The sequence below is a fragment of the Rhizobium johnstonii 3841 genome, from assembly GCF_000009265.1.
In the GTDB taxonomy this organism is placed as follows: Bacteria; Pseudomonadota; Alphaproteobacteria; order Rhizobiales; family Rhizobiaceae; genus Rhizobium; species Rhizobium acaciae.
Genome location: NC_008380.1, coordinates 67501 through 89472 on the forward strand (window position 1 = coordinate 67501; position 21972 = coordinate 89472).

Here is a 21972-nt window from a genome sequence, read left to right on the forward strand (position 1 = left end):
AGCAGCCATCATTTAAAGAAAGCGTAACAGCTCACTGGTCTAAATAAGGGTCTTTGCGCCGAAAATGTAACGGGGCTGAAGCCATGCACCGAAGCTGAGGATTTGCAGTAATGCAAGTGGTAGCGGAGCGTTCCGTAAGCTGATGAAGGGAGACCCGTGAGGGCTCCTGGAGGTATCGGAAGTGCGAATGTTGACATGAGTAACGATAAAGAGGGTGAGAGACCCTCTCGCCGAAAGACCAAGGGTTCCTGCTTAAAGTTAATCTGAGCAGGGTTAGCCGGCCCCTAAGGCGAGGCAGAAATGCGTAGTCGATGGGAACCACGTTAATATTCGTGGGCCTGGTGGTAGTGACGGATTGCACAAGTTGTTCATTCTTATTGGATTGGATGGGCAGCGGAGCGGTTCCAGGAAATAGCTCCACCGTATAGACCGTACCCGAAACCGACACAGGTGGTCAGGTAGAGTATACCAAGGCGCTTGAGAGAACTATGTTGAAGGAACTCGGCAAATTGCACGCGTAACTTCGGAAGAAGCGTGACCCCATGCTAGGCAACTATTATGGGGTGGCACAGACCAGGGGGTAGCGACTGTTTATCAAAAACACAGGGCTCTGCGAAGTCGCAAGACGACGTATAGGGTCTGACGCCTGCCCGGTGCTGGAAGGTTAAGAGGAGAGGTGCAAGCTTTGAATCGAAGCCCCAGTAAACGGCGGCCGTAACTATAACGGTCCTAAGGTAGCGAAATTCCTTGTCGGGTAAGTTCCGACCTGCACGAATGGCGTAACGACTTCCCCGCTGTCTCCAACATAGACTCAGTGAAATTGAATTCCCCGTGAAGATGCGGGGTTCCTGCGGTCAGACGGAAAGACCCCGTGCACCTTTACTATAGCTTTACACTGGCATTCGTGTCGGCATGTGTAGGATAGGTGGTAGGCTTTGAAGCGGGGACGCCAGTTTCCGTGGAGCCATCCTTGAAATACCACCCTTATCGTCATGGATGTCTAACCGCGGCCCGTTATCCGGGTCCGGGACAGTGTATGGTGGGTAGTTTGACTGGGGCGGTCGCCTCCGAAAGAGTAACGGAGGCGCGCGATGGTGGGCTCAGACCGGTCGGAAATCGGTCGTCGAGTGCAATGGCATAAGCCCGCCTGACTGCGAGACTGACAAGTCGAGCAGAGACGAAAGTCGGTCATAGTGATCCGGTGGTCCCGCGTGGAAGGGCCATCGCTCAACGGATAAAAGGTACGCCGGGGATAACAGGCTGATGACCCCCAAGAGTCCATATCGACGGGGTTGTTTGGCACCTCGATGTCGGCTCATCGCATCCTGGGGCTGGAGCAGGTCCCAAGGGTTTGGCTGTTCGCCAATTAAAGCGGTACGTGAGCTGGGTTCAGAACGTCGTGAGACAGTTCGGTCCCTATCTGCCGTGGGTGTAGGAATATTGACAGGATCTGTCCCTAGTACGAGAGGACCGGGATGGACATATCTCTGGTGGACCTGTTGTCCTGCCAAGGGCATAGCAGGGTAGCTACATATGGACGGGATAACCGCTGAAGGCATCTAAGCGGGAAACCCACCTGAAAACGAGTATTCCCTATCAGAGCCGTGGAAGACGACCACGTTGATAGGCCGGGTGTGGAAGTGCGGCAACGCATGAAGCTTACCGGTACTAATAGCTCGATCGGCTTGATCGTTCTCATTGACTATGCTCATCTCCCGGCAAACACATCGTGTTTGTCCGGACCGATGTGCCAGACCTTTGTCCTGACGCGCCATGGCGCTGCGGACGGCCCGCCAAACGATTGGCGACGGCCTCTGGCCTGTATGGGTGCCACAAGCACCCGCAGCCGGAAGAGGTTCCAAAAGACGTGTTCAAAAAAAGAAAACAGGCTAACGCCTGCCAGCTTCTCAAAACATAAAGTTGCGCTTTGCCGACCTGGTGGTTATGGCGGGGTGGCTGCACCCGTTCCCTTTCCGAACACGGCCGTGAAACGCCCCTGCGCCCATGGTACTTCGTCTTAAGACGCGGGAGAGTAGGTCGCTGCCAGGTCTGCAAAACGCAACTGATGTAAAACAATCTTCTCATTCACAGCCAACGGCCCAAAGCCGAGACAAAAGGGCCGCTCACAAAGCGGCCTTTTGTGTTAAAATGCATCGGCAGGAAAATACGAGACAAATTGCAAGCAATTTGCTCGGGCAGTAAGCGTAAAACGCCAAAGGCGCTTTACGCAGACGCGACAAATCCCTTCGGGATTTGCGCTGGACGCGGGGTGGAGCAGCCCGGTAGCTCGTCAGGCTCATAACCTGAAGGCCGCAGGTTCAAATCCTGCCCCCGCAACCAAATACGACAAAGCCCGCCCCGTGCGGGCTTTCTCGTATCTGGTAACGGGTCGAGGGTTTAATGCCTAATCAGGGGCCCGCAAGAAGGCAAAGCCGACGCAGCGGGACAGAAAACAACAAATCCTGCCCCCGCAACCAAACCTTCCCATAAAAACAATACGCAAAAAGCCCGCCTCGTGCGGGCTTTTTGCGTTCAAGAAGGTCGAGGAGTTATCTCAGGTCAATCGTCTGTCCGCAATACAGGGGCCAACGCTACCGACGCCAGATTGGGTCAGCTTGTCGCTTACTTTGAAAACAGGGTAGGATTAGCTTAACTCAGCAAGGCTCGAGTGGGGTTGGGTTATCGTGCGCGTAGCTCGAATAGGCTGGATTTCCACGGCCACAGATCAACATGCAATCCAACGTCCCTTATCTCGCTCCCGTTTCGGTCGTAACAGTCTTCCGATAGTACGTCGTCGAGGCGCCACTCTTTTCCTCGGAGTTCGTCCCACGGCACGTGGACAAGCGCCTGGGAGGCCGTTTCACTGAAGTTGATGACGATCAGGCAGCGTGCCTCGCCCTTGGCCCAGCACCAGGAGAGAATGTTCCTGCAGCTCTGGTTGTCCGACCAGCCGCTCGTCTCGCACAGGCGCCATTCCCCATTCTTGAAGACATCGCCATGGATCGCCGTCAAGAGGCGTGCATAGAAGGCCGAGAGATCGCAATCGACCGACGCCACTGGGCGGCGGCCAAGGAAGATCGGCAGTCTCGTCGTTGCCCCCTCGAACTGTCCCTCGTGCAGCAGTTTCGCCCCAGTGAGCGTGAGCATTGCGACCGCCGCAGCGCGCGCCTTTTCAAGAGGAAAAGCGGCGGCGGCTCTGGGTTCATCGTGGTTCTCTATGAACCTGACCATCTTTTCCTGGTAGGTGGAATCCGCCAAAAGGTGCTGCCGCACGCTCTCGGCATCTCCATGTTCCATGCGGTCGTAGAGTTTCTTGTCGTAGCAATAGTCAAAGCCCTGTTGCTGCAGTTCCCACTCCAGGTCCCAGTAGGCCTCGGCGATGAACTTGAACTCGGGATATCTCGATTTGATTGTTGGTATAATCGTCGACCAGTAATCGTCATCCGGCTTTGCTCCGGCGTGGTCACCCCACGTGCGTTCGAAGATGGTGTTTAACACTAGCATCGCCATGTCGCAGCGGACACCCTCGCACTGGCCTGCAATCTCCGCAATTGTTTCAACTACGGTCTCCCGCAACGCTGGTGAAAAGGTGTTGAGCTGAAGAACATCGGGCCAAGCCGGAAAAAACGGATCCCGGCCGCGGGCGAACACCTTGCTTCCCACCGTGGCAAAGGATGCCGGATCGTTTCTCGCGTCGTCATCGCTTCCCTGTACGAAGTATCCAGGCTGATCGCGGACCCATAGATGGTCCGGCGCCACGTGGTTTGGTACGAAATCGAGGATCAGGCGCAGCCCGCGCTCATGAAGCATGGATCGGGCGACGGCGAGTCCCTGCGGCCCACCGAGGTGGTCATCAACGACATAGCGGCGCACGCAGTACGGGGAGCCGACGTTATCCTCCGGCGTAAAGTCAGGCAGGGCTCTCCTGAAGTCTTCAAGAAGCCTCTCGTTTTGCATGGAGATTTCGATTCCAGCGGGACTGCGCTCCCAGACGCCCATCAGCCAAACGGCGTCAAGGCCAAAGGATGCGATCCGATCCCACTCATCGGCCGGCACCGAGGAAAGGTTCACGGGCCTCTGGTATTTCCGGCTCACTTCACCAAGCCAGACCCAGGTGTTTATCTCGTAAATGACAGGGTGTTTGGGCCATGTGCTCATCGTTTGCTTCATTTCGGATTTTGAGTGAACGCTGCCTGCTTGCCAACTTCCAACGCCTTTTGCGGATCCAGAAGACCGTAGAGCTGAATGGTCTTTGCGATAAGTCCGGTCCAACCGGTCTGGTGGCTCGCGCCAAGCCCTGCACCGTTGTCTCCGTGGAAGTACTCGTAGAACAAAACGAGATCGCGCCAGTGTGGGTCGGTCTGGAACTTCTCGGTGCCTCCATAAACAGCACGCCTGCCATGCTCGTCGCGCAAAAAGATGCGGCCGAGCCGGTCGGCGATTTCCTTGGACACCTCGAAGAGGTTCATCAACTTTCCTGATCCCGTGGGACATTCGATCTTGAAGTTATCGCCATAGTATAGGTAGAAATTCTGCAATGCCCGAATGATGAGCACATTCACCGGCATCCACACCGGCCCGCGCCAGTTCGAATTGCCGCCGAACATCCCGGTGTTCGATTCACTTGGCAGATAGTCCACTCGATATTCCTGACCTTGCACTTGGAAGACATACGGATCCCGCTCATGGACCTTGGAGAGCGAGCGGATGCCGTAGCTGCTCAGGAACTCGTTTTCGTCAAGCATCCTCGAGAGAATCCGGCGAAGCCGCTCCGAGTTGACCAGTGCAAACATCCCTCGGTCAGACACGCCATAATGACCAGGTCCTGTCACATGAATGTTTTGCTGCAACTCGGGCATGCGGCGCATGCGTTGAGCCAACTGTTCCATCGCCCGCGGAATGCGCTCGCGCTGCCACGGCTCCATGACCGTCGCCGCACACAGAGGCAATAGCCCTACCATCGAGCGCACTTTGAGCCGCGTGCCGCTGCCATCAGGGAGCCGCAAAAGGTCGTAGTAGAAGCCGTCCTCTTCGTCCCACATGCCGCCCTTATCCGGCTGGTTCATCGCCCCTGCGATATAGTAGAAGTGTTCCGCAAACTTCACGACCATATCCTCATAGGTGGGGTCGTGGACCGCGAGCTCCACCGCCAGTTCCATCATGTTCTGACTGAAAAGAGCCATCCAGGCCGTGCCGTCGGCCTGCTCGAGATGGCCGCCAGTAGGCAACGGAGCGCTGCGGTCGAAGATGCCGATGTTGTCCAGACCGAGGAAGCCGCCCTCGAAGACATTCTTTCCAAACCGATCCTTGCGGTTGACCCACCAGGTGAAGTTCAGCACGAGCTTGTTGAATGCCTCTCTGAGGAACTGGACGTCCGTCTCACCGCGCAGAGCTTGCTCGGTGCGGTGCAGGAACAATGTCGCAAAAGCGTGGACCGGGGGGTTCACGTCGCCGAAGTTCCATTCATACGCGGGCATCTGGCCGTTCGGGTGCAAGTAAACGCCGCGTAGCATAAGTTTCAACTGGTCCTTGGCGAAATCGGGATCGACGATTGCGATCGGGAGCGTGTGGAAGGCCAAATCCCAAGCCGCATACCAAGGATACTCCCACTTGTCGGGCATCGAGATGACGTCTTCATTGAGCATGTGGAACCAATCGGAGTTCCGAGTGTGGCGATATCCGGCATGCAGCGGATTGGAATGGTGCTCGTCCAGCCAGTTGTCACCGTCGAAGAAATAGAACTGCTTGCTCCACAGCATGCCGGCGATGGCCTGACGCATCACGTTAGCCGCATCCGGAGAGACGGATGAGGGGGTCAGTGAGCTATAGAATTCGTCCGCCTCCTGCAACCTCTCGGCCAGAGTCTGGTCAAACTCCTTGCCAAAGCCATTTTGGGCAGTCCTGGCTTGCGCAGTCTTTGCAGCGCTCAGACGCAGCCGCACGGTCGCCGACTGGCCGGGGGCTATCGTCATGCGATAGTGCGCCGCGACCTTGGTACCCTGTCTTTCAGGGTTTACTGCGTTCTGATCGCCCTGGACCACGAAATTGTTGATGCCGTCCTTGACATAAAGGCTCTCGTTCCTTTGACCGGGGAAAAGCCTCTCGGCGTTTGTCTCATTTTCAGTGAAGAGCAGAGGCACGTCGCCTTCGCAAGATAGAAGGAACGCACCTCCCACCGAATCGGTTGCGGCGACCGTGCTCTGACCCGCCGCCGCCTCAATCTGCCGCAGGTTTGGTTTCCGGGCGGCTCTGCTCGTTTCGGCAATCCAGCTCGCCCAATCGTTCCGGAACCATAGCGTTGGCAAGAGATGTAGATTGGCCGCGTCCGGTCCACGATTGAAAGCAGTAATCTTTACAAGAATGTCTTCCGGAGCAGCTTTGGCATATTCCACGAAGACGTCGAAGTAACGATCATCATCAAATACACCGGTATCAAGCAGTTCGTACTCGAATTCGTTTCGAGAGCGCCGTCCATTTGTCTCCACGAGATCTGCATACGGAAAAACCGCCTGCGGGTATTTGTACAGGTACTTCATGTACGAATGCGTCGGTGTGCTGTCGATGTAGAAGTAATACTCTTTGACATCTTCGCCGTGGTTGCCCTCGTTATTGGTCAACCCAAAGAGCCGCTCCTTGAGGATTGGGTCTTTCCCGTTCCAGAGAGCCAGCGCAAAGCACAGGTTCTGTTTGTCGTTCGATATGCCGGCGATGCCATCCTCTCCCCAACGGTACGCACGCGAGCGGGCGTGATCGTGAGTGAAGAAATTCCAGGCATCCCCTGTCTCGCTATAATCCTCGCGGACGGTGCCCCATTGTCGCTCGCTGAGATAGGGACCCCATTTCTTCCAGTTTATGCCGCGATCCCGCGCCTCAGCGAGGCGCTTCGTTTCGGCGCCGGTTCGAGCAGATGCTAGCTTCTTATCCAACTGACACCTCCGTCTTCATGACAGCGCACCAACGGGTTGTCGCCGCTCCTAGATGAGAAGGTCCCGCAGCGAACGCGGCATTCTGCAGGGGCGGGCCAGTTCATAGGCCCTGACTAGCAATCATAGGCACCAGCGGCACAGCGCCGAGTCGTTCGCCGGGCGACGCCCGCCACGCTGACCGGCGTCAGCGGTCGACCGACTACGGCGACGGCATCAGAAACGAAGCGGGGCATCGAAACAATTGACTGATCCCCCACCAAATCACCGACCAGTAAAGCCGCCGAAGCGAGACCGATGATTCCCATGCGTCTAAAAAAGGTCATTTTCCGTCTCCTCTTACGAAGTTCCCCGGCAAATCACCCAGATTACTCTGGATGTCCTTGATGTTGACTTTTTCGGCGTTTGTCGGGTTCTTGAAGCCAAAATCACCCGGCATGAGCTCATCCCCCGACTTCCAATCCCGGACTTGGACGCTGTATTCCGGTCCACCCTTGACCATCCTCGAAGTAATGACCAAGCGGCACGGGTAAGGTTGAGCTCCTTGGGCGACCCAGATCTGGAAATCTACCTCGTCCTTGCGAAAGGCGAGAGAATCGCACTCGGCACCATTAATGACGCCGCTTCCCAGGTCTTTCGAATCGTAGACACCCTGCATCAGCTCGTCATATGAATTGGTCATCAACAAGTCGGCGGCAGGCAACGGCAATCCATACCTGTCCTTTAGCTCGTCTATCAGATGGTCGACCGTGCCAGGAATATCGACTTGCGTATACTTGTTGAGGTTCTTTCCCAAAAGGGTGAGCGTTTTTCCGTCGAATAGCGCCTCGATCTCGACAAAACCACCGGAACGTGTGGTGTGCACCTTGTCAGGCCGGCTCAGGACCACAGTCCCTGAACTTGTCAGCCCAAGTTTTTGCTCACTGTTGGTGACAACCTGGAGATTGGCATCGTATGCGAAGGATATGGTCTTCTGGGCTGCCAGATAGTCGGACATGCCCTTGAGCAGCTTCTTGGCTTCGGCCGAGTCGGTGAGCCTCACGAGTTCAACTCGGCGGTTGAGAGCCTTTCCTTCGGCTGTCTCATTGCTGGCGATTGGCCGCGTCTGCCCCGCGCCTGCCGCTAGTAACCTGTCAGTATTGACCCCTCGCTCAACCAGCGCCGCCTTGATGGCGTTGGCACGCTCAAGTGAAAGACGTTCATTGGTTTCTGCATTGCCGCTTGCGTCGGTATGGCCGACGATTCTCAGGCTCCAATCAGGGAAGTTCTTAAGCGCAGTCGCTATGTCATCGAGAAGCGTTTCAGCACCAGGTTGCAGTGTCGACTTGCCAACGCCGAAACGCAGGCCATAGACATCGTACTGATCCCTGGTCTGCAGCGCCTGCTGCATGGCTTCTTTACTGTAGTGCTTGGCCTCGTCTTCCTGGGACCAGGATGGGGCGTTTGCAGCGACGACGAAGGCAACTGCCAGGAAAAATTGTCGAGCAATTCCCCGATGCCCCGGTGTACTTTCGCTAAGTTTCCGTCGGGCCCTATCGTATTCTCTGCGTTCGAGCATCTTAATTTGTGTGCTAAACATCGGATAAATCCTTCTCACTGGTTTGTGAATATGATTACCGAACACTGCGTGCCTCAATTCCACACATGCTGAACAAGCAAAGTAAAGTTGCCGCTGGCGTGCGGCCGAATTTATGGATCAGAATTTCAAGCCGGTGCCCGCATGGGGTGAACCGCGCACGGTCTGGGCGGTCTCCCGTCATATCGCCGTTCCCGCGCGTAGACTAAGTCTAATGAGACAAAGACGACCAAGGCCGGTCGCGGTGAATTGAATGCATGCGTTCAGAAAAACGGGAGATTCGACGGTTTCGGGATTGGATCAGGTGGCATTCTGCGCCTGTGCAATAGTCCGCTCGGCCGGTACCCCCACCTTCCGCACCATCCCGATCCATAACCCTAATGCAGCAACCAGAGAATACATTAGAATTTGGTTAAATGCAACTTACATTGGGACCGAGACGACAGAGCCAGAGGCGGCCAGGTGCGTTCAGGGCACGGAGATCGAGACCGCCAGCTGCAGGTTCCCGCATGCCGCGGTGGCGCCCAGCGGTCGCCAGCGGCAATCACCTTGTCGGCGGTTGCGTTCTGAGGCAGAATGACGCATCGGAGTTGTGGCCTCCCCTCGGGACGAGGGTGATTTTCCAGTGCGACTGGAGTTGGCGAGGCGGGCTTCATACGATGCAGCGTTGGTGCGGGGTACGGCCAGGGTGGAAACGCCGGGGGCTCTGTTGGTGCTGGGGGACGCTCCTCGTTCGCAGAGCTCACCATAACCTGAAGGGTGAGCAAAGCGATCGGTTCAAAGCCTGCCCCCAAAACCAAATTCCTCTCTAAAGATCAGCACCTACTATCGCTGGCCGAAGAGCTTCGCTTTCCACTGCAAACAAAGCCTTCCTTCCGTTCGGGGCAACCGTCGCCTGGCGGTCATTTAAAGCCAGCCTGCAGAGAATCCTGCGCGTCGTAATCCGGTTACAATGGGCCTGCAACGGCGCATGATGCTCCAGAGCAATCCGGTCCGATAATTTTCGATCATCAGGACGACGGGTCCTTGATCAATGCCGAAGTGATGCGGGCTTACCCACCAGCCGGTCGGGCTCTTTTCCACGGCATATGTTTGATTGAACGACGGCTTGAAACCGTAAAGCCGCGTCATGCCGAGGTTCATTCGCGCAAAGTTGCGAACAGTCGGCACAACGATTTCCGGCGCGAACGGCAGCGAGGCGACGGCGACCCATGGTGCGATCGTGCCGTCGTCAGGCCCGAAGGGAGCCCCGCGGGCGATATAGTCGAAGTACTCCCGATCGACCCCTTCTGTCGTCCGCTTGCCCCAGCCAGGCCCGTCGCACGCTGTAAACCCCCAACAATGTTCGCCATACCCTGCAAAGTTCATCGGGTTGCGGATTGCATATTCCTGCTGGACATATGTCGCATGCCGGGTGTTTTCGAAATAATCGGTGTCATGCTCGCGCATGAACGCATCGCGTATGCCTCGAAAATCTATCCACATATGCGACAACTGGTGGGTGAAGAGCGGTCCCGAATACAGCAGTTCTCGGCCGTAGATATTCCTCCATTCGTAGCTCTCGGTGTAGGCGGCATAAGATTCGGGCGGCAGCGGGTGAGTTGGGGATCCGAGACCAATGATGTAGAGAAGCAGGCCTTCATCATAGCCGCGCCATCGATAGGGGATGAAGCCGCTCTCCGGACGCCAGCCATGCGTCAGAGTTGCGCCGCCGTCGCGGGCCCAATTCCAATCGGCCCGCTCGTAAAGCGCCGTTGCGAGCCCGCGGATTTCCGCCTCATCGGCCGTATCCCGATCAAAATAAGTGGCAACGGTCAAGGCACCCGCAAACAGGAAAGCGGAGTCGATCGTCGACAGCTCGCATTGCCAAACTCGGCGGCCCGTTTCGATATCCAGAAAATGATAGAAGAAGCCCTTGTAACCTGATGAATCCGGCTCAGGCCCCTGCGGGCATGCCATCAGGTATCTCAGGCGGTTGCGGGTGATCTTTGCCGCAAATTCGCGAATGAGGACGCCGCGTTCCACGACCACGGGGATCGTCGCCAGTGCCATGCCGATCGCCGCGATGCTGGCCGGTGCGTTGGGTTCCGTCTTGTCGCGGACGAGACCGTTGTCCGGATTCGTGCAGTGGAGATAGTATAAGACAGTGGTGAACTGCAGCCGACTGAGATCGTCGTCCGTTGGCAAGCGGTCGAGATCGGCGTCGGTCGAGAGCGTTTCGGGCATGGCCGCTATCCAATGATAACGTGAACGTCGTGCGTGCGCGCGTCTTGCGCAAGCGGGACGCTCTCGTTCGCAACAAGTTCGCCATCCAGCGTGACGGATTGCACACCCCGGCCGATGCCCTTCGAGTTGTCGAAATGGATGCGGTAGGTCGCAGATCCATATCGGTATGCGATCTCATAGGCCGGCCAGCCTGCCGGAACGCAGGGTTCGAACCGCAGGAACCGCCCCTCCTGACGAAAGCCAAGGATCGCCTCGAGCGCCACGCGATAAAGCCAACTGGCCGATCCCGTGTACCAGGTCCATCCACCGCGCCCCGTGTGCGGGGGCGCGCCATAGATATCGGCGGCGACCGCATATGGTTCGACCTTGTAGCGTTCGACTTGATCCTTCGTTGCACCGTGATAAATCGGATTGATCAGGTTCCAGAGCTTCAATGCGAGGTCGCCGTCGCCCTGCAAAGCAGTCGCCCAGACCACCCAGGTTGCCGCATGTGTGTACTGCCCGCCATTTTCACGGATGCCGGGGACGTAGCCCTTGATGTAGCCTGGCTGGAGCACGCCGTCGTCAAACGGCGGGTCGAAGAGTTTGATCAGTCTGTCTTCTTGGCGGACAAGCCGGTCGTGGACCGCACGCATTGCCTGCGAAGCGCGTTCCGCATCCGCCTCGCCGGAAATGACAGCCCAAGCTTGCGGGATGGCGTCGATCTGGCACTCGTCATTCAGGGACGATCCAAGCGGCGTGCCGTCGTCAAAATAAGCCCGGCGATACCAGCCGCCGTCCCAGGCGTTGGCCTCAAGGGCAATGCGCAAGGCTTCTACCCGTTCGCGGCACCAGGCGGCACGGCTCTGGTCCCCGCGTGACGCTGAAATCTCGGCAAAAGATTTCAGCACCGTGAGATAGAGCCAGCCATTCCAGACACTCTCCCCTTTACCCCCAGCGCCAACCTTGTTCATGCCGTCGTTCCAGTCGCCGGTTCCCATCAGGGGCAGGCCATGGCTGCCCAGCCGGTAGCCATGCTCCAGCGCTCGGACGCAATGTTCATAGACAGTGCCGGACTGTTCGCTGGTCGCCGGCTGGTTGAAGTCTTCCTCCTGGTCGTCTCGCAGCACCGGTGACGTGATGAAGGGAACGGTCTCGTCAAGCAGCTGAACGTCGCCTGTCGTGGAGACATAATGGTGAACGACGAGAGGCAGGAAATACAAGTCGTCGGTGATACGGGTGCGAACGCCGACGCCAGATGGCGGGTGCCACCAGTGCTGGACATCCCCCTCCTCAAATTGGCGCGCCGCCGATCGCAAGATGTGTGAGCGGGCCTCACTCGGCACGCTATAGACCAGCGCCATCACATCCTGCAGCTGGTCCCTGAACCCGTAAGCGCCGCCGGACTGATAGTTGGACGTGCGCGCCCACATGCGGCATGCCAGAACCTGGTACACCAACCAGCGATTCATCATCAAGTTCACGCCCGTATCCGGCGTCGAGACCTGGATCGAGTTCAAAATGTCATCCCATTGGCGGCAGACAGCCGACAGGCTCGCGGCTGCGCGCTCGAGGTCGGTATGCTCATGGACGAGCCTGCTGACCTCATCGAGATCGGCAGCCTGCCCAAGTACGAAGACAATCTCCCTGCTTTCGTTGGGGCGCAGGGAGATATCCACCATCAGCGCGGCACAGGGATCCAGTAGTGGGCCAAAACGTTCTGCCAGATCGGTTCGCCCCAGGGCTGCCGGCTGAAACACGGAACCGTATTGACCCAGAAACTCTGTTCGGTCCGACGTGGTCGACCTTGCCGGCTGACTGGCGGCAGCAAAAGCCAGCCTTCCGGCAAAATCGCCGGCCCAGGGATTCCTGGCCACGATCGCACCCGATCTGGCGTCCCGCTCGCAGACGACCCGCGCTGCTGTCTGTTCACGCTGGGTTCCAAGCACCCACTCGGCGAAATAGATTGCGGTCACGTGCCGAACCCGGGTGTCCTCGTTGCTAAGCCTGAGGCGCATGATTTTGACCGGATCGTTGGGCGCGACCGATACCGTCAGTTCCTGACTGAGGTGTCGGCTAAAACTTGTATACCGGCTGTAACCTTGGCCGTGACGAACAGTCACGACCGCACCGGGACCGAGCGGCAAGGGTGTCGGCGTCCAGATATCTCCGGTTTCCTCATCCCGCAGATAGAGGACCTCGCCCGGCGCATCCGTAACCGGGTCGTTCGACCACGGTGTTAGCCGGTTCATTTGACTGTTCTCCGCCCATGTATAGCCAAGGCCGGCTTCAGTCGTCAGACAGCCAAAATGCGGATTTGCGATCACGTTGGTCCAGGGCGCCGGCGGCAGGGTGGGGGCTTGGGGTTTGAGCGCGTCCACGCGCACCACATACTCGTGCCCATCAGCTGTGAAGCCGCCGAGCCCGTTCCAGTATTGCAAATCCTCGGCTGGTTTAGGAAGCGGGGCTGCGGGTTGCTCGTTCAGCCGAGTGGTAAAAGTGGGCGAAAGAGGTGACCTGGCCGGGGAGAGCCGGTTGAGTTGATCACCGAGTTCGCCACCGCTTCCGAGCAGGACGACGCGCGCTGCCGCGGCGATGGTCGCCAGGTGGTCGTTTCCGGTATCGGGCTCGGAAAGAATAAAGATTCCGCCGGGTTTGCCGATCATTTCGGCCTGCGGGCCTGATTGCAACTTTTCGGCCAGCCGCTTGGCGCTTGCCGAGCCGCCCTCGTCAACTAGGATCAGGTCAAATCTCAAGCCCCTCCGCCGAGCAAAATCGTGAGCCATCGTTACCTGGCGAACGAGGGCATGGTGCCTGTCGCTATTCGCGCGGACGAGCACGATCGGGAGGTCGCCGGAGATACCGTGAGCCCAGAGAGCTGCCCGATCCCACCGATCTCTCTGGAGATCGGTCGCCTGCCGCATGGCCGGGTTCGCAAATATGACGCTCCCGGCCAGCCGATTGAACAGCGAGATATCGCCGGGCTTCAGGCCCAGCGTCTGGAGTTCGCTTTCGTATCTCCTCGATGCATCGGAGAAAGCTTGCTCGACTGCGTCGATTTCGGCATATCTCTTGGCGATGAGCTGCACGGCCGACTGGTCGTCTGCCGCTCCCGTGACGAAGGCGATGCGCGCATCGGCGCCTGGCGCCAGACGAACGGTTCGCCGCAGACAGAAAATCGGGTCGAGGACAGGCCCGGTTGTTCCGGAGAGCGATGCGCCCGCGTCGAATGCCACCGGGTTGGCTGTTGTCCGGCCTCGACCAAGAAATCTCAGCCGATCGGTTTCATATTGTGCCGCTTGGGCAGGCTGCAGGTTCGATGAGGAGACGTGAACTGCCCAAGTGGCTTTCTCCCCGGCAGCACGTGGCCTGCGACGGGCAAACAAGGCGCCTGTCGCCTCGTCAAACTGCGTCTCCACGAAAAGCTTGGCAAAACCCGGATGCGCCATATCCGCGCTGCGATTGTACAGGCAGACTTCGGCATAGCTTGTCAGTTCGAGGGTTCTTTCCCGCGTGCCATGGTTCGTGACTGTGAGCATGCGCACTTCCACGTCCACATCGGGTGCGACACAGATTTTCGAGGCGATTTCAATGTCGCCGGCGTGACAGCTGAGTTCGGCCCGGTTTCCATGAAAGGCGTGCTCGTAGATATTTGAAGGGCGAAATAATGGCTGCCGCCCAATCGACCAGAGATCGTTGTCCGTGAGATCCCGGACGTAACAAAATTGGCCCCAACAATCGCGGGTGCTGTCCTCGCGCCACCGGGTAATGTCGAGGCCTTGCCACATTCCGTAACCAGCGCCGGCAGCGGTGACCAGGACACTGTATCGGTCGTTGGAAAGCAATGCGACCGCGGAACTCGGATTGAGCTCCGCGATACTATCATGGCGTGGCGCGTCGGCCGTGCTCGTTGCCACTGGAACCTCCGTTCGATTGCACAATGTTGCTCAAGCATTGTCCCCTTCGGTGGAGGTCCTTTGACGTGTTTTTGGCTGAGCTTTCGAGCCCCATTTCCAGCCGCTGATTGCCGGCATGTCGTCGCCATACTTCTCAATATATTGGCGATGTTCGACCAGCTTCTCGCGAATTGCCTGCTTGAAATATGCAGCGCGTGCACCGAGTTGCGGCAGCCGGTCGATGACGTCCTCGACCAGATGGAAGCGGTCCATTTCATTCAGGACCACCATGTCGAACGGCGTCGTCGTCGTTCCTTCTTCCTTGTAGCCGCGGACGTGCAGATTGCCGTGATTGGTACGGCGGTAGGTGAGCCGGTGGATGAGCCACGGATAGCCGTGGAAGGCGAAGATGATCGGCTTGTTCTTGGTGAACAGCGCATCAAAATCGCGATCCGGCAGCCCATGTGGATGCTCGGACGGGGGTTGAAGTTTCATCAGGTTCACGACGTTGATAACACGAACTTTCAGCTCCGGCAGGTGCTCCCGGATTAGCTCGACCGCCGCCAGCGTCTCAAGCGTTGGAACATCCCCACAACATGCCATCACAACGTCAGGTTCGCTTCCCTTGTCATTGCTGGCCCATTCCCAAATGCCGAGACCTTCGCTGCAATGCTTGATGGCCTGATCCATCGTCAGCCACTGCGGGGCTGGCTGCTTGCCTGCGACAACCACGTTGACATAGTTGCGGCTGCGCAAGCAGTGATCGGTTACAGAGAGCAATGTATTGGCGTCCGGCGGCAGGTAGATCCGGACAACATCCGCCTTCTTGTTGACCACGTGATCGATGAACCCCGGGTCCTGATGGCTAAAGCCATTGTGGTCCTGCCGCCAGACGTGGGAACTCAGGAAATAGTTAAGCGAGGCGACCGATCGCCGCCATGGAATGTCGTTGCACACCTTCAGCCATTTGGCGTGCTGGTTGAACATCGAGTCGATGATATGGATGAAAGCTTCGTAGCAGGAAAAGAAGCCATGCCGGCCGGTCAGCAGGTAACCTTCCAGCCAGCCTTGGCATTGATGCTCGCTGAGCACCTCCATCACTCTGCCATCGGGCGAAAGATGATCGTCTTCCGGATAGATATCCGCCATGTAGCAGCGGTCGGTGACCTCCAGTACATCCTGCCAGCGATTGGAGTTGTTCTCATCGGGGCTGAACAGTCGGAAGTTCTTGCTGTCCATGTTCATCTTCATGATATCGCGGAGAAACTTGCCCATCACCCGCGCGGCCTCAGTGTGTGTTTGCCCGGGGCTTGGAACGGATACCGCGTAGTCCCGGAAGTCGGGCATTTTCAGGTCCCGCAATAGCAATCCGCCGTTGGCATGCGGATTGTCGCTCATTCGGCGTTGCCCCACGGGCGCCAGCGCCGCCAGCCCTGGCTTGAAGCGACCGCTGTCATCAAACAATTCCTCAGGGCGGTAGCTCTTCATCCATTCCTGCAGAATGCGGATGTGCTCCGGTTTGTCCATGTCGCCCATCGGCACCTGGTGCGCCCGCCAGTAATCCTCGCACTTCTTGCCGTCGATCTCGGGGGGGCAGGTCCAGCCCTTTGGCGTGCGGAAAATGATCATCGGCCACATCGGGCGTTTTATCTTGCCTTTGGTGCGGGCTGTTGCCCAGATTTCCTGGATATCCGCCACTGCTGTGTCGAGCACGCCGGCCAATTGCTGGTGCACGTTTTCAGGGTCGCTACCCTCGACGAAATACGGCGTGTAGCCCATGCCTTCGAAGAACTTCCTCAGTTCGTCCCGGGGAATGCGGGCGAGGAAGCACGGGTTGGCGATCTTGTAGCCGTTCAGATGCAGGATCGGCAGCACGCAGCCGTCGCGAGCGGGATTGAGGAATTTGTTGCCGTGCCAGCCTGTTGCAAGCGGCCCGGTTTCGGCCTCCCCGTCGCCGACGACGCAGGCGACAATCAGATTCGGGTTGTCGAACGCCGCCCCATAGGCGTGGCTGAGGGCATAACCCAGTTCGCCGCCCTCGTGGATACTGCCGGGGGTTTCCGGGGCAACGTGGCTAGGGATGCCGCCGGGGAAGCTGAACTGCTTGAACAGCCTCTTCATGCCCTCGGCATCCTGACTTATATTGGGATAAACTTCGCTGTAGGTGCCTTCGAGATAGGCGTGCGCAACCAGCGACGGTCCGCCATGTCCTGGTCCGATGACGTAGATCATCTCAAGATCATCGCGTTTGATCACGCGGTTGAGATGCACGTAAAGCATGTTCAAACCCGGCGACGTGCCCCAATGGCCAAGCAGTCGCGGCTTTATGTGCTCGCGCCTCAATGGTTCTTTCAGCAGTGGATTGTCGAGAAGATAAATCTGTCCGACCGACAGATAGTTCGATGCGCGCCAATAGGCGTCGATGGACTGCAATTCTTCCGTCGAAAGGGGGCCGCCCGTTGCCATCTTCGCGTGTAGGGCGACCTTTGCATCTCGTGCCGTCTTGAGCGAAACCATGGGTGCCTCCTCCTCTGAGCCCAGATTGCTGCGGTAAGATCTTCCAAGGTGAGAAATTGTCGAGTTTCTAACTGCTAGCGAATGAAGCGAGCGATAGATGCTTGGCGGATCTGCAGCGGTCGTTGTCGACCCAATATGCCATATGGTGCCTGTTTCAATCAGCCTGAGACGCTGGCCCGCCCGTTGCCGCTGCGGCCATCACTTACATCTCTATTTTCTTCTATATCGCCCTGCCGTCGAAGCGGCTTCGCTCCAAGCTGTCTATGCGTACGAGCTAATACTCGCACGAAATGCATCGGAAGCACAGTTAAAATCGACGGCATCCGAGGTTTAATCCGAAGACAGAAGCCGATAGCGAAGGAAATCCTGCCGGCTTTTACCGACGATCCTCCGAGAAATGTTCAACCACTCGCCTCACGCCGCGGACACTTTCGGCAGCGACGCGCGCCGCCTTCTTGCACTCTTCCGTGTCGATGGTTCCCCACAGGTGAGCCACACCGTCGGTGACGGTCACGGTCGTGTCTTTTCCCAGAAGATCCGCATTTTCGCTGAGGCGTGTCGCAATGCTGCGACGGATGGCCTCGTCACCTGACGCGGTTTCATCCTGATCGGCCGTGACGATCGCCTTCAGAAGGTCTGCACGACTGACGATGCCAACCAGCACGCCGTCCCTCATAACGGGAAGGCGTTTTATGTGATGTTCCTGCATCAATGCAGACACTCGCGCCAGTGACGTGTCCCCTTCTACGACGATCGGATCGCAGCTCATGACGTCGGCAACTCTCCACGCGTTGCTTCTAACATAAGCTGTGGCTTTCTCTTCGGCGGTAAGGGCAGACGTTCCGAGTTCGGCGGTGGCTTCCCGTCCCAACTCCGTCCTTCGCAGCAGATCGCCTTCACTGATGATTCCAACGAGGCGACCCGCATCGTCGATGACCGGGACACCACTCACGTGATTGGCAAGCATAATCTCGGCGGCTCGCCGAACGCTATTGTCAGGTGATACGCCGACAACCTTCGTGATCATCACATCTTTGACTAGCATCTCCGCACGACCTTCCCTCAAAAGGGTATCGAGGATCTGACAAAATAAACCTGTTGCGGGCGTTCTACAACCGAATTACCGGCGTTGCCGCGGCCCGGTCTCATACCTCATCTCAGGCCCGGTTCACGGTCCACACCCATCCGCCATCCTCACCGCATTCCAACACCGCATCGTGGTAATCGCGCAGGGCGGCGGTTTCTGCGTTGTTGATGTATGTGATCGAACTCTCGGAAAGCATCTGCATGATCGTGTGAAGTCGTTCGAGACCGAGCGTCGCGTCCAGTCGGTCCAGGAAGGCGAACTGCGGCGCCGCGATGAGAATGTTGATGAATGCCAGAAGTTGCTGCTCCTGCGGCGAGAGCAATATTTCCCAGTTTTGTTCGGTATTTAATCCGCCCGCCTGTTCCAGCACGTGTTCGAGATTGAGTTCGCGCAGGAACTGCACGATGCGGTCATCCGGGATTTTGCCGGCGCGCTCGTTGCGTACAAGAATCTGGCGCAGTGTCCCTGTCGGCAGATAAGGCCGCTGCGGGAGAAAGAGTATGTCATCGGCGGCTGGGCGAATGATGCGCCCGGATCCCTTGAATGAAATGCCGGCCGTCGCTCTGAACAGCGCTGCCTGGGCGTCTCGGGCCGGCCCCGTAATCAAGACGCGCGTTCCCAAGGGGATCGAAATCGATACGTCCTTCACAATAGGGACACTGTTCGTCGCGTGCAGCAGGGTCAATTGCTCGTAAGCCAGACGCTCCTTTCCCTCGACAACCTCGATGCCTGCGTCCGCGGGTGTTCCTGCCCGTTCGATAGCCTCCATCAGCGAGCTAAGCCGCGCGACGACCGCGGCGAACGTGGAGATGGACTGGAACTGGGTTATAACCAGCGAAAAAGCACCCACCAGCATTGCGAAAGCTGCACCGGATTGGGTGATTACGCCGAAGTCGATATTCCCTCTTATGTAGGCGGGAGCAATGATCAAAGCGGGAATGATCTGGATCAGCCAGTTGTAACCTGTGGTGAAGAATCCGACGTTGCGATTGATGGCGGTGACTTTGCGAAAATTGGCGACCGCGTCATCGAGGCGTCGTAGCAGACGAAAACCCTGCTGTTCTTCGCAATGCGCCAGCATTATGCCCTCGGCGTTTTCTCGAACTTGTATCAGGCCGGAGCGGAAGCTGGCCTCCTTGTCGAGCTGGTCGTAATTCAGTTTGATGAGCGGTCGCCCAAGCGCGATCGTCAGGTACGACCCGCAAGCCGCATACACAACGGCAACCGCAAACAGCAGGGGACTTATCGACCATAACACCCCGGAAAAGGCGATGATTGTCAGACTGCTGTTTAGGATCATTAGAATGAAGGATAGCGTCGTGACCGTGAATACACGCATGTCCTCGGCGATGCGTTGATCGGGATGGGTGAGCTGTCCCGAGACGTCCAGATGATAGTAGGCTCTGTCGGCGAGATATAAACTGACGGCCCGTCGCGTTAGGAATTCTCGCCAAAGCAGCGCAAGGCGTTCTTCAATGAACCGGGAGACAACCGCGACGATGGTGAATGCTGCAAAGACTCCGATGTAAAATATCGCCTGCCGCATGAACTCGGGCGTCTGGCGATTAGCGATTGCTGTCATAAAGTTGCGGCCTACGTAACTGTTGGCAACGTTGAGGCCGCTGAGCGCGAGGAAGAGTGCTACCAGCCCGGCAAACATCAATGCCGCTTTTCCGCCTACCTCGGAAGACATGAAGACCTTCACCGCTCGCACGAAGCGAACGGCTGTTACCTTGAAGGGAATTTGCTGCGTATCCATGGCAGTGGTCTTCCCCCATGGGTGATGCCCAAATTTAAAGCACAACCGCGCCTGGAACACCACTGCGCCATGTGTGCTGGAAGAAGCGAAATCAAGAAATGGATCGGCGATAGGGTTTAATGTCAGTGCAGACGCGGTCGACGTCGTTCGCTGAGCTGCCGTCCCCGGTTCCAGCGGGCGATGGTCTCCGGCACGGCGTCCGTTTTGCAAGGGGCGGGCTCGGCACTCACGCGGATCCGTTCGAGGGCCGCACTCGCCTTGGCGACATAGTCGAGTGCAGTCGGATCGTCCGAATGAACCTCCTGGATCGCGGCGAAGACGGCCTCCGCCTCGGCCAGCCGTTTACTGGCCGCAAGGGCGATGCCACGCTTGTAATGCGCCTGGATGAGATGCGGCCCGATCTCGCCGATCTGGCGGAAAGTCTCTGCGGCCTGGTCATATTGATGCAGGGCAAGCTGCGTGTCGCCAAGCCGCATTTGGATCGGTGTCGGATCGGGCGCCTGCTCGACGAGAACCTTGTAGGCAGCCTGTGCCTCCGTCAGTTTGCCGCGGTCGAATAGCAGATTGGCGAGCCCGAATTCCGCGCCGGTATGGCCTGGAGCCGATTGCAGGACCTGGTTGAAGGCGATCTCCGCCTTGCTGCGGGCTCCGTTGCGGTACATGTCGAGCGCTTGTTCATAGACGAAACGGATGCTGCGCGGATTGAGTACGCCATGCAGATTCTGGCCGTTGCGGGTGCGGAACAGGGTGCAGCTGATCCGCCTTTCCTCCACCCCGAACATATACTTATAGGGTTCGTTTCCGCGCAGGAAATCATAGGTCTTGAAGCCGTGCTCGATCGCCCGCCGGATGCAGTAGCCATGCAGGATGAGACCGGGGGACGGCGTCTTCCAGTTCTCGTCGCGGCCGGTGATATAAAAGAGGATCGCCTTCTTCTGCCGGTCTATGATATTCGCCAGCGCGCCGAGCGGCTGGTCGCCATGCCAAAAGACCGGCACCTCGAGATTGCCGCAATTGAAGCTGTCCATCAGCATTTCGCGTGTGGTGATGATCAGCCGCTCGGTCCGCTCCGTGCCTTTGCGGGCACTCCACTTGATCCGCCAGAGATTGAAGAGGATGTCCAAGTCCCGATCGATGGTCTCGGCGGTTGCCATCGTGATCCGGTAAACATCGTCGCCTTCGACCTTGCGCAGGAACCGCCGGAGTTTCTGGCGCGTCTGGCTGCTCATGCGCTGTTCGAGATAGTCGTCGAAGCTTGCCGGCAGAGGGACGATCGGGCAAATCGTATTGTCGATATTCTCGCTGTTCTTGGGCGAGCTGTCACGAAACATCACCTCCGGCCCCTGCAGCGCCTCGATCATCTTCTCCCGCCGGCCGGCTGGGCCGCTGAAATATTCGAGCTTCAGATCAGTCCAGTTCTGATGTTTGAGAAACGAAGCAAAGCCGGCAATGGCGTGATGCTCGTAATCCGGTCTGACGATGAAGCCGGTATAATCGGCCGCAAAATTCCCTGCCATGATGATCTCGTCGTAGAAGAGCCCGGTCTTCTCGTTTAGATGCGTGATGAGACGCAGCGGAAAGAAGGCGACATAGGGTGCTTCGGGATCGCGTTCGCGAAGGGCAAGGATAAACCAGCGGCGTCGGCGGGAGAGATAGTTCTTCATCCATATCCAGGAGAGGAAATGCTGCGCGTCGGGATCTTCCATGAAGACCTGATCCCAGTTCTCGCGTACCGCCTCGAACCCCGCAATGGTGTCGATGATATCTATGCGCATGTCCGCCCCCAATACCCCATACGTCACTCGGGAGGTTTCATTCTAATGGGAAACACCGATCTTCAAATAAACCGTCCGGATGATTTAAATGGCCTAAATGGGATTAGTTCTGAGCCGGCGCATAACCCAAAATCGCAACCCGTTTTGGTAAAAATGATGCACAGATTCAAAGCGATAGGCAAAACGCGTCCTGAAGGATGCTGCGCTTCAACGGACCTCGCCCGAAAGTTTGCA

Annotated in this window: 10 protein-coding genes, 1 tRNA gene and 2 rRNA genes (1 of these 13 only partly in view); 3 read left to right on the forward strand and 10 right to left on the reverse strand. The window is 57.6% G+C overall.

Annotation, left to right across the window (positions count from 1 at the left end; genetic code table 11):
* From RL_RS00320 to RL_RS00330, 3 genes are all read left to right on the forward strand, one after another.
* Positions 1 to 1693, forward strand: a 23S ribosomal RNA gene (locus RL_RS00320); it begins 1248 nt to the left of the window's first position.
* 241 nt (positions 1694 to 1934) lie between these two features.
* A 5S ribosomal RNA gene (gene rrf / locus RL_RS00325) occupies positions 1935 to 2049 on the forward strand.
* A gap of 214 nt (positions 2050 to 2263) precedes the next feature.
* Positions 2264 to 2340 (forward strand) — tRNA-Met (locus RL_RS00330).
* Between the two features lie 339 nt (positions 2341 to 2679).
* Here the strand turns inward: RL_RS00330 and RL_RS00335 are convergent.
* The 10 genes from RL_RS00335 to RL_RS00380 all read right to left on the reverse strand — a co-directional run bounded on the left by RL_RS00335 (position 2680) and on the right by RL_RS00380 (position 21738).
* Positions 2680 to 4158, reverse strand: a complete 1479-nt coding sequence (locus RL_RS00335) for an alpha-amylase family glycosyl hydrolase (RefSeq protein WP_225510311.1) — start codon at positions 4156 to 4158, stop codon at positions 2680 to 2682.
* Between the two features lie 8 nt (positions 4159 to 4166).
* Complete coding sequence (locus RL_RS00340) at positions 4167 to 6926, reverse strand: MGH1-like glycoside hydrolase domain-containing protein (protein WP_011649886.1); 2760 nt, start codon at positions 6924 to 6926, stop codon at positions 4167 to 4169.
* 113 nt (positions 6927 to 7039) lie between these two features.
* The gene (locus RL_RS00345; RefSeq protein WP_041936119.1) at positions 7040 to 7249 is read right to left on the reverse strand and encodes a hypothetical protein; all 210 of its coding nucleotides are present in this window, start codon (positions 7247 to 7249) and stop codon (positions 7040 to 7042) included.
* Positions 7246 to 8502, reverse strand: a complete 1257-nt coding sequence (locus tag RL_RS00350) for a DUF2092 domain-containing protein (protein ID WP_011649887.1) — start codon at positions 8500 to 8502, stop codon at positions 7246 to 7248. Before RL_RS00350 ends, RL_RS00345 begins: the two co-directional genes overlap by 4 nt.
* A gap of 903 nt (positions 8503 to 9405) precedes the next feature.
* On the reverse strand, positions 9406 to 10725 hold the full coding sequence (locus RL_RS00355) for a glucoamylase family protein (RefSeq protein ID WP_011649888.1): 1320 nt from the start codon (positions 10723 to 10725) through the stop codon (positions 9406 to 9408).
* Positions 10726 to 10730: 5 nt separating this feature from the next.
* Positions 10731 to 14621 (reverse strand): GH36-type glycosyl hydrolase domain-containing protein, encoded by a 3891-nt coding sequence (locus RL_RS00360; protein WP_011649889.1) that lies wholly within the window; start codon positions 14619 to 14621, stop codon positions 10731 to 10733.
* 30 nt (positions 14622 to 14651) lie between these two features.
* On the reverse strand, positions 14652 to 17117 hold the full coding sequence (locus RL_RS00365; RefSeq protein WP_011649890.1) for a phosphoketolase family protein: 2466 nt from the start codon (positions 17115 to 17117) through the stop codon (positions 14652 to 14654).
* Positions 17118 to 17493: 376 nt separating this feature from the next.
* The gene (locus RL_RS00370) at positions 17494 to 18162 is read right to left on the reverse strand and encodes a CBS domain-containing protein (RefSeq protein ID WP_011649891.1); all 669 of its coding nucleotides are present in this window, start codon (positions 18160 to 18162) and stop codon (positions 17494 to 17496) included.
* 112 nt (positions 18163 to 18274) lie between these two features.
* Positions 18275 to 19963, reverse strand: a complete 1689-nt coding sequence (locus tag RL_RS00375) for an ABC transporter ATP-binding protein/permease (protein ID WP_011649892.1) — start codon at positions 19961 to 19963, stop codon at positions 18275 to 18277.
* A gap of 122 nt (positions 19964 to 20085) precedes the next feature.
* A complete protein-coding gene (locus RL_RS00380) occupies positions 20086 to 21738 on the reverse strand; it encodes a GNAT family N-acetyltransferase (protein WP_041936526.1) in 1653 nt (550 codons plus the stop codon).
* Positions 21739 to 21972: the final 234 nt, after the last annotated feature.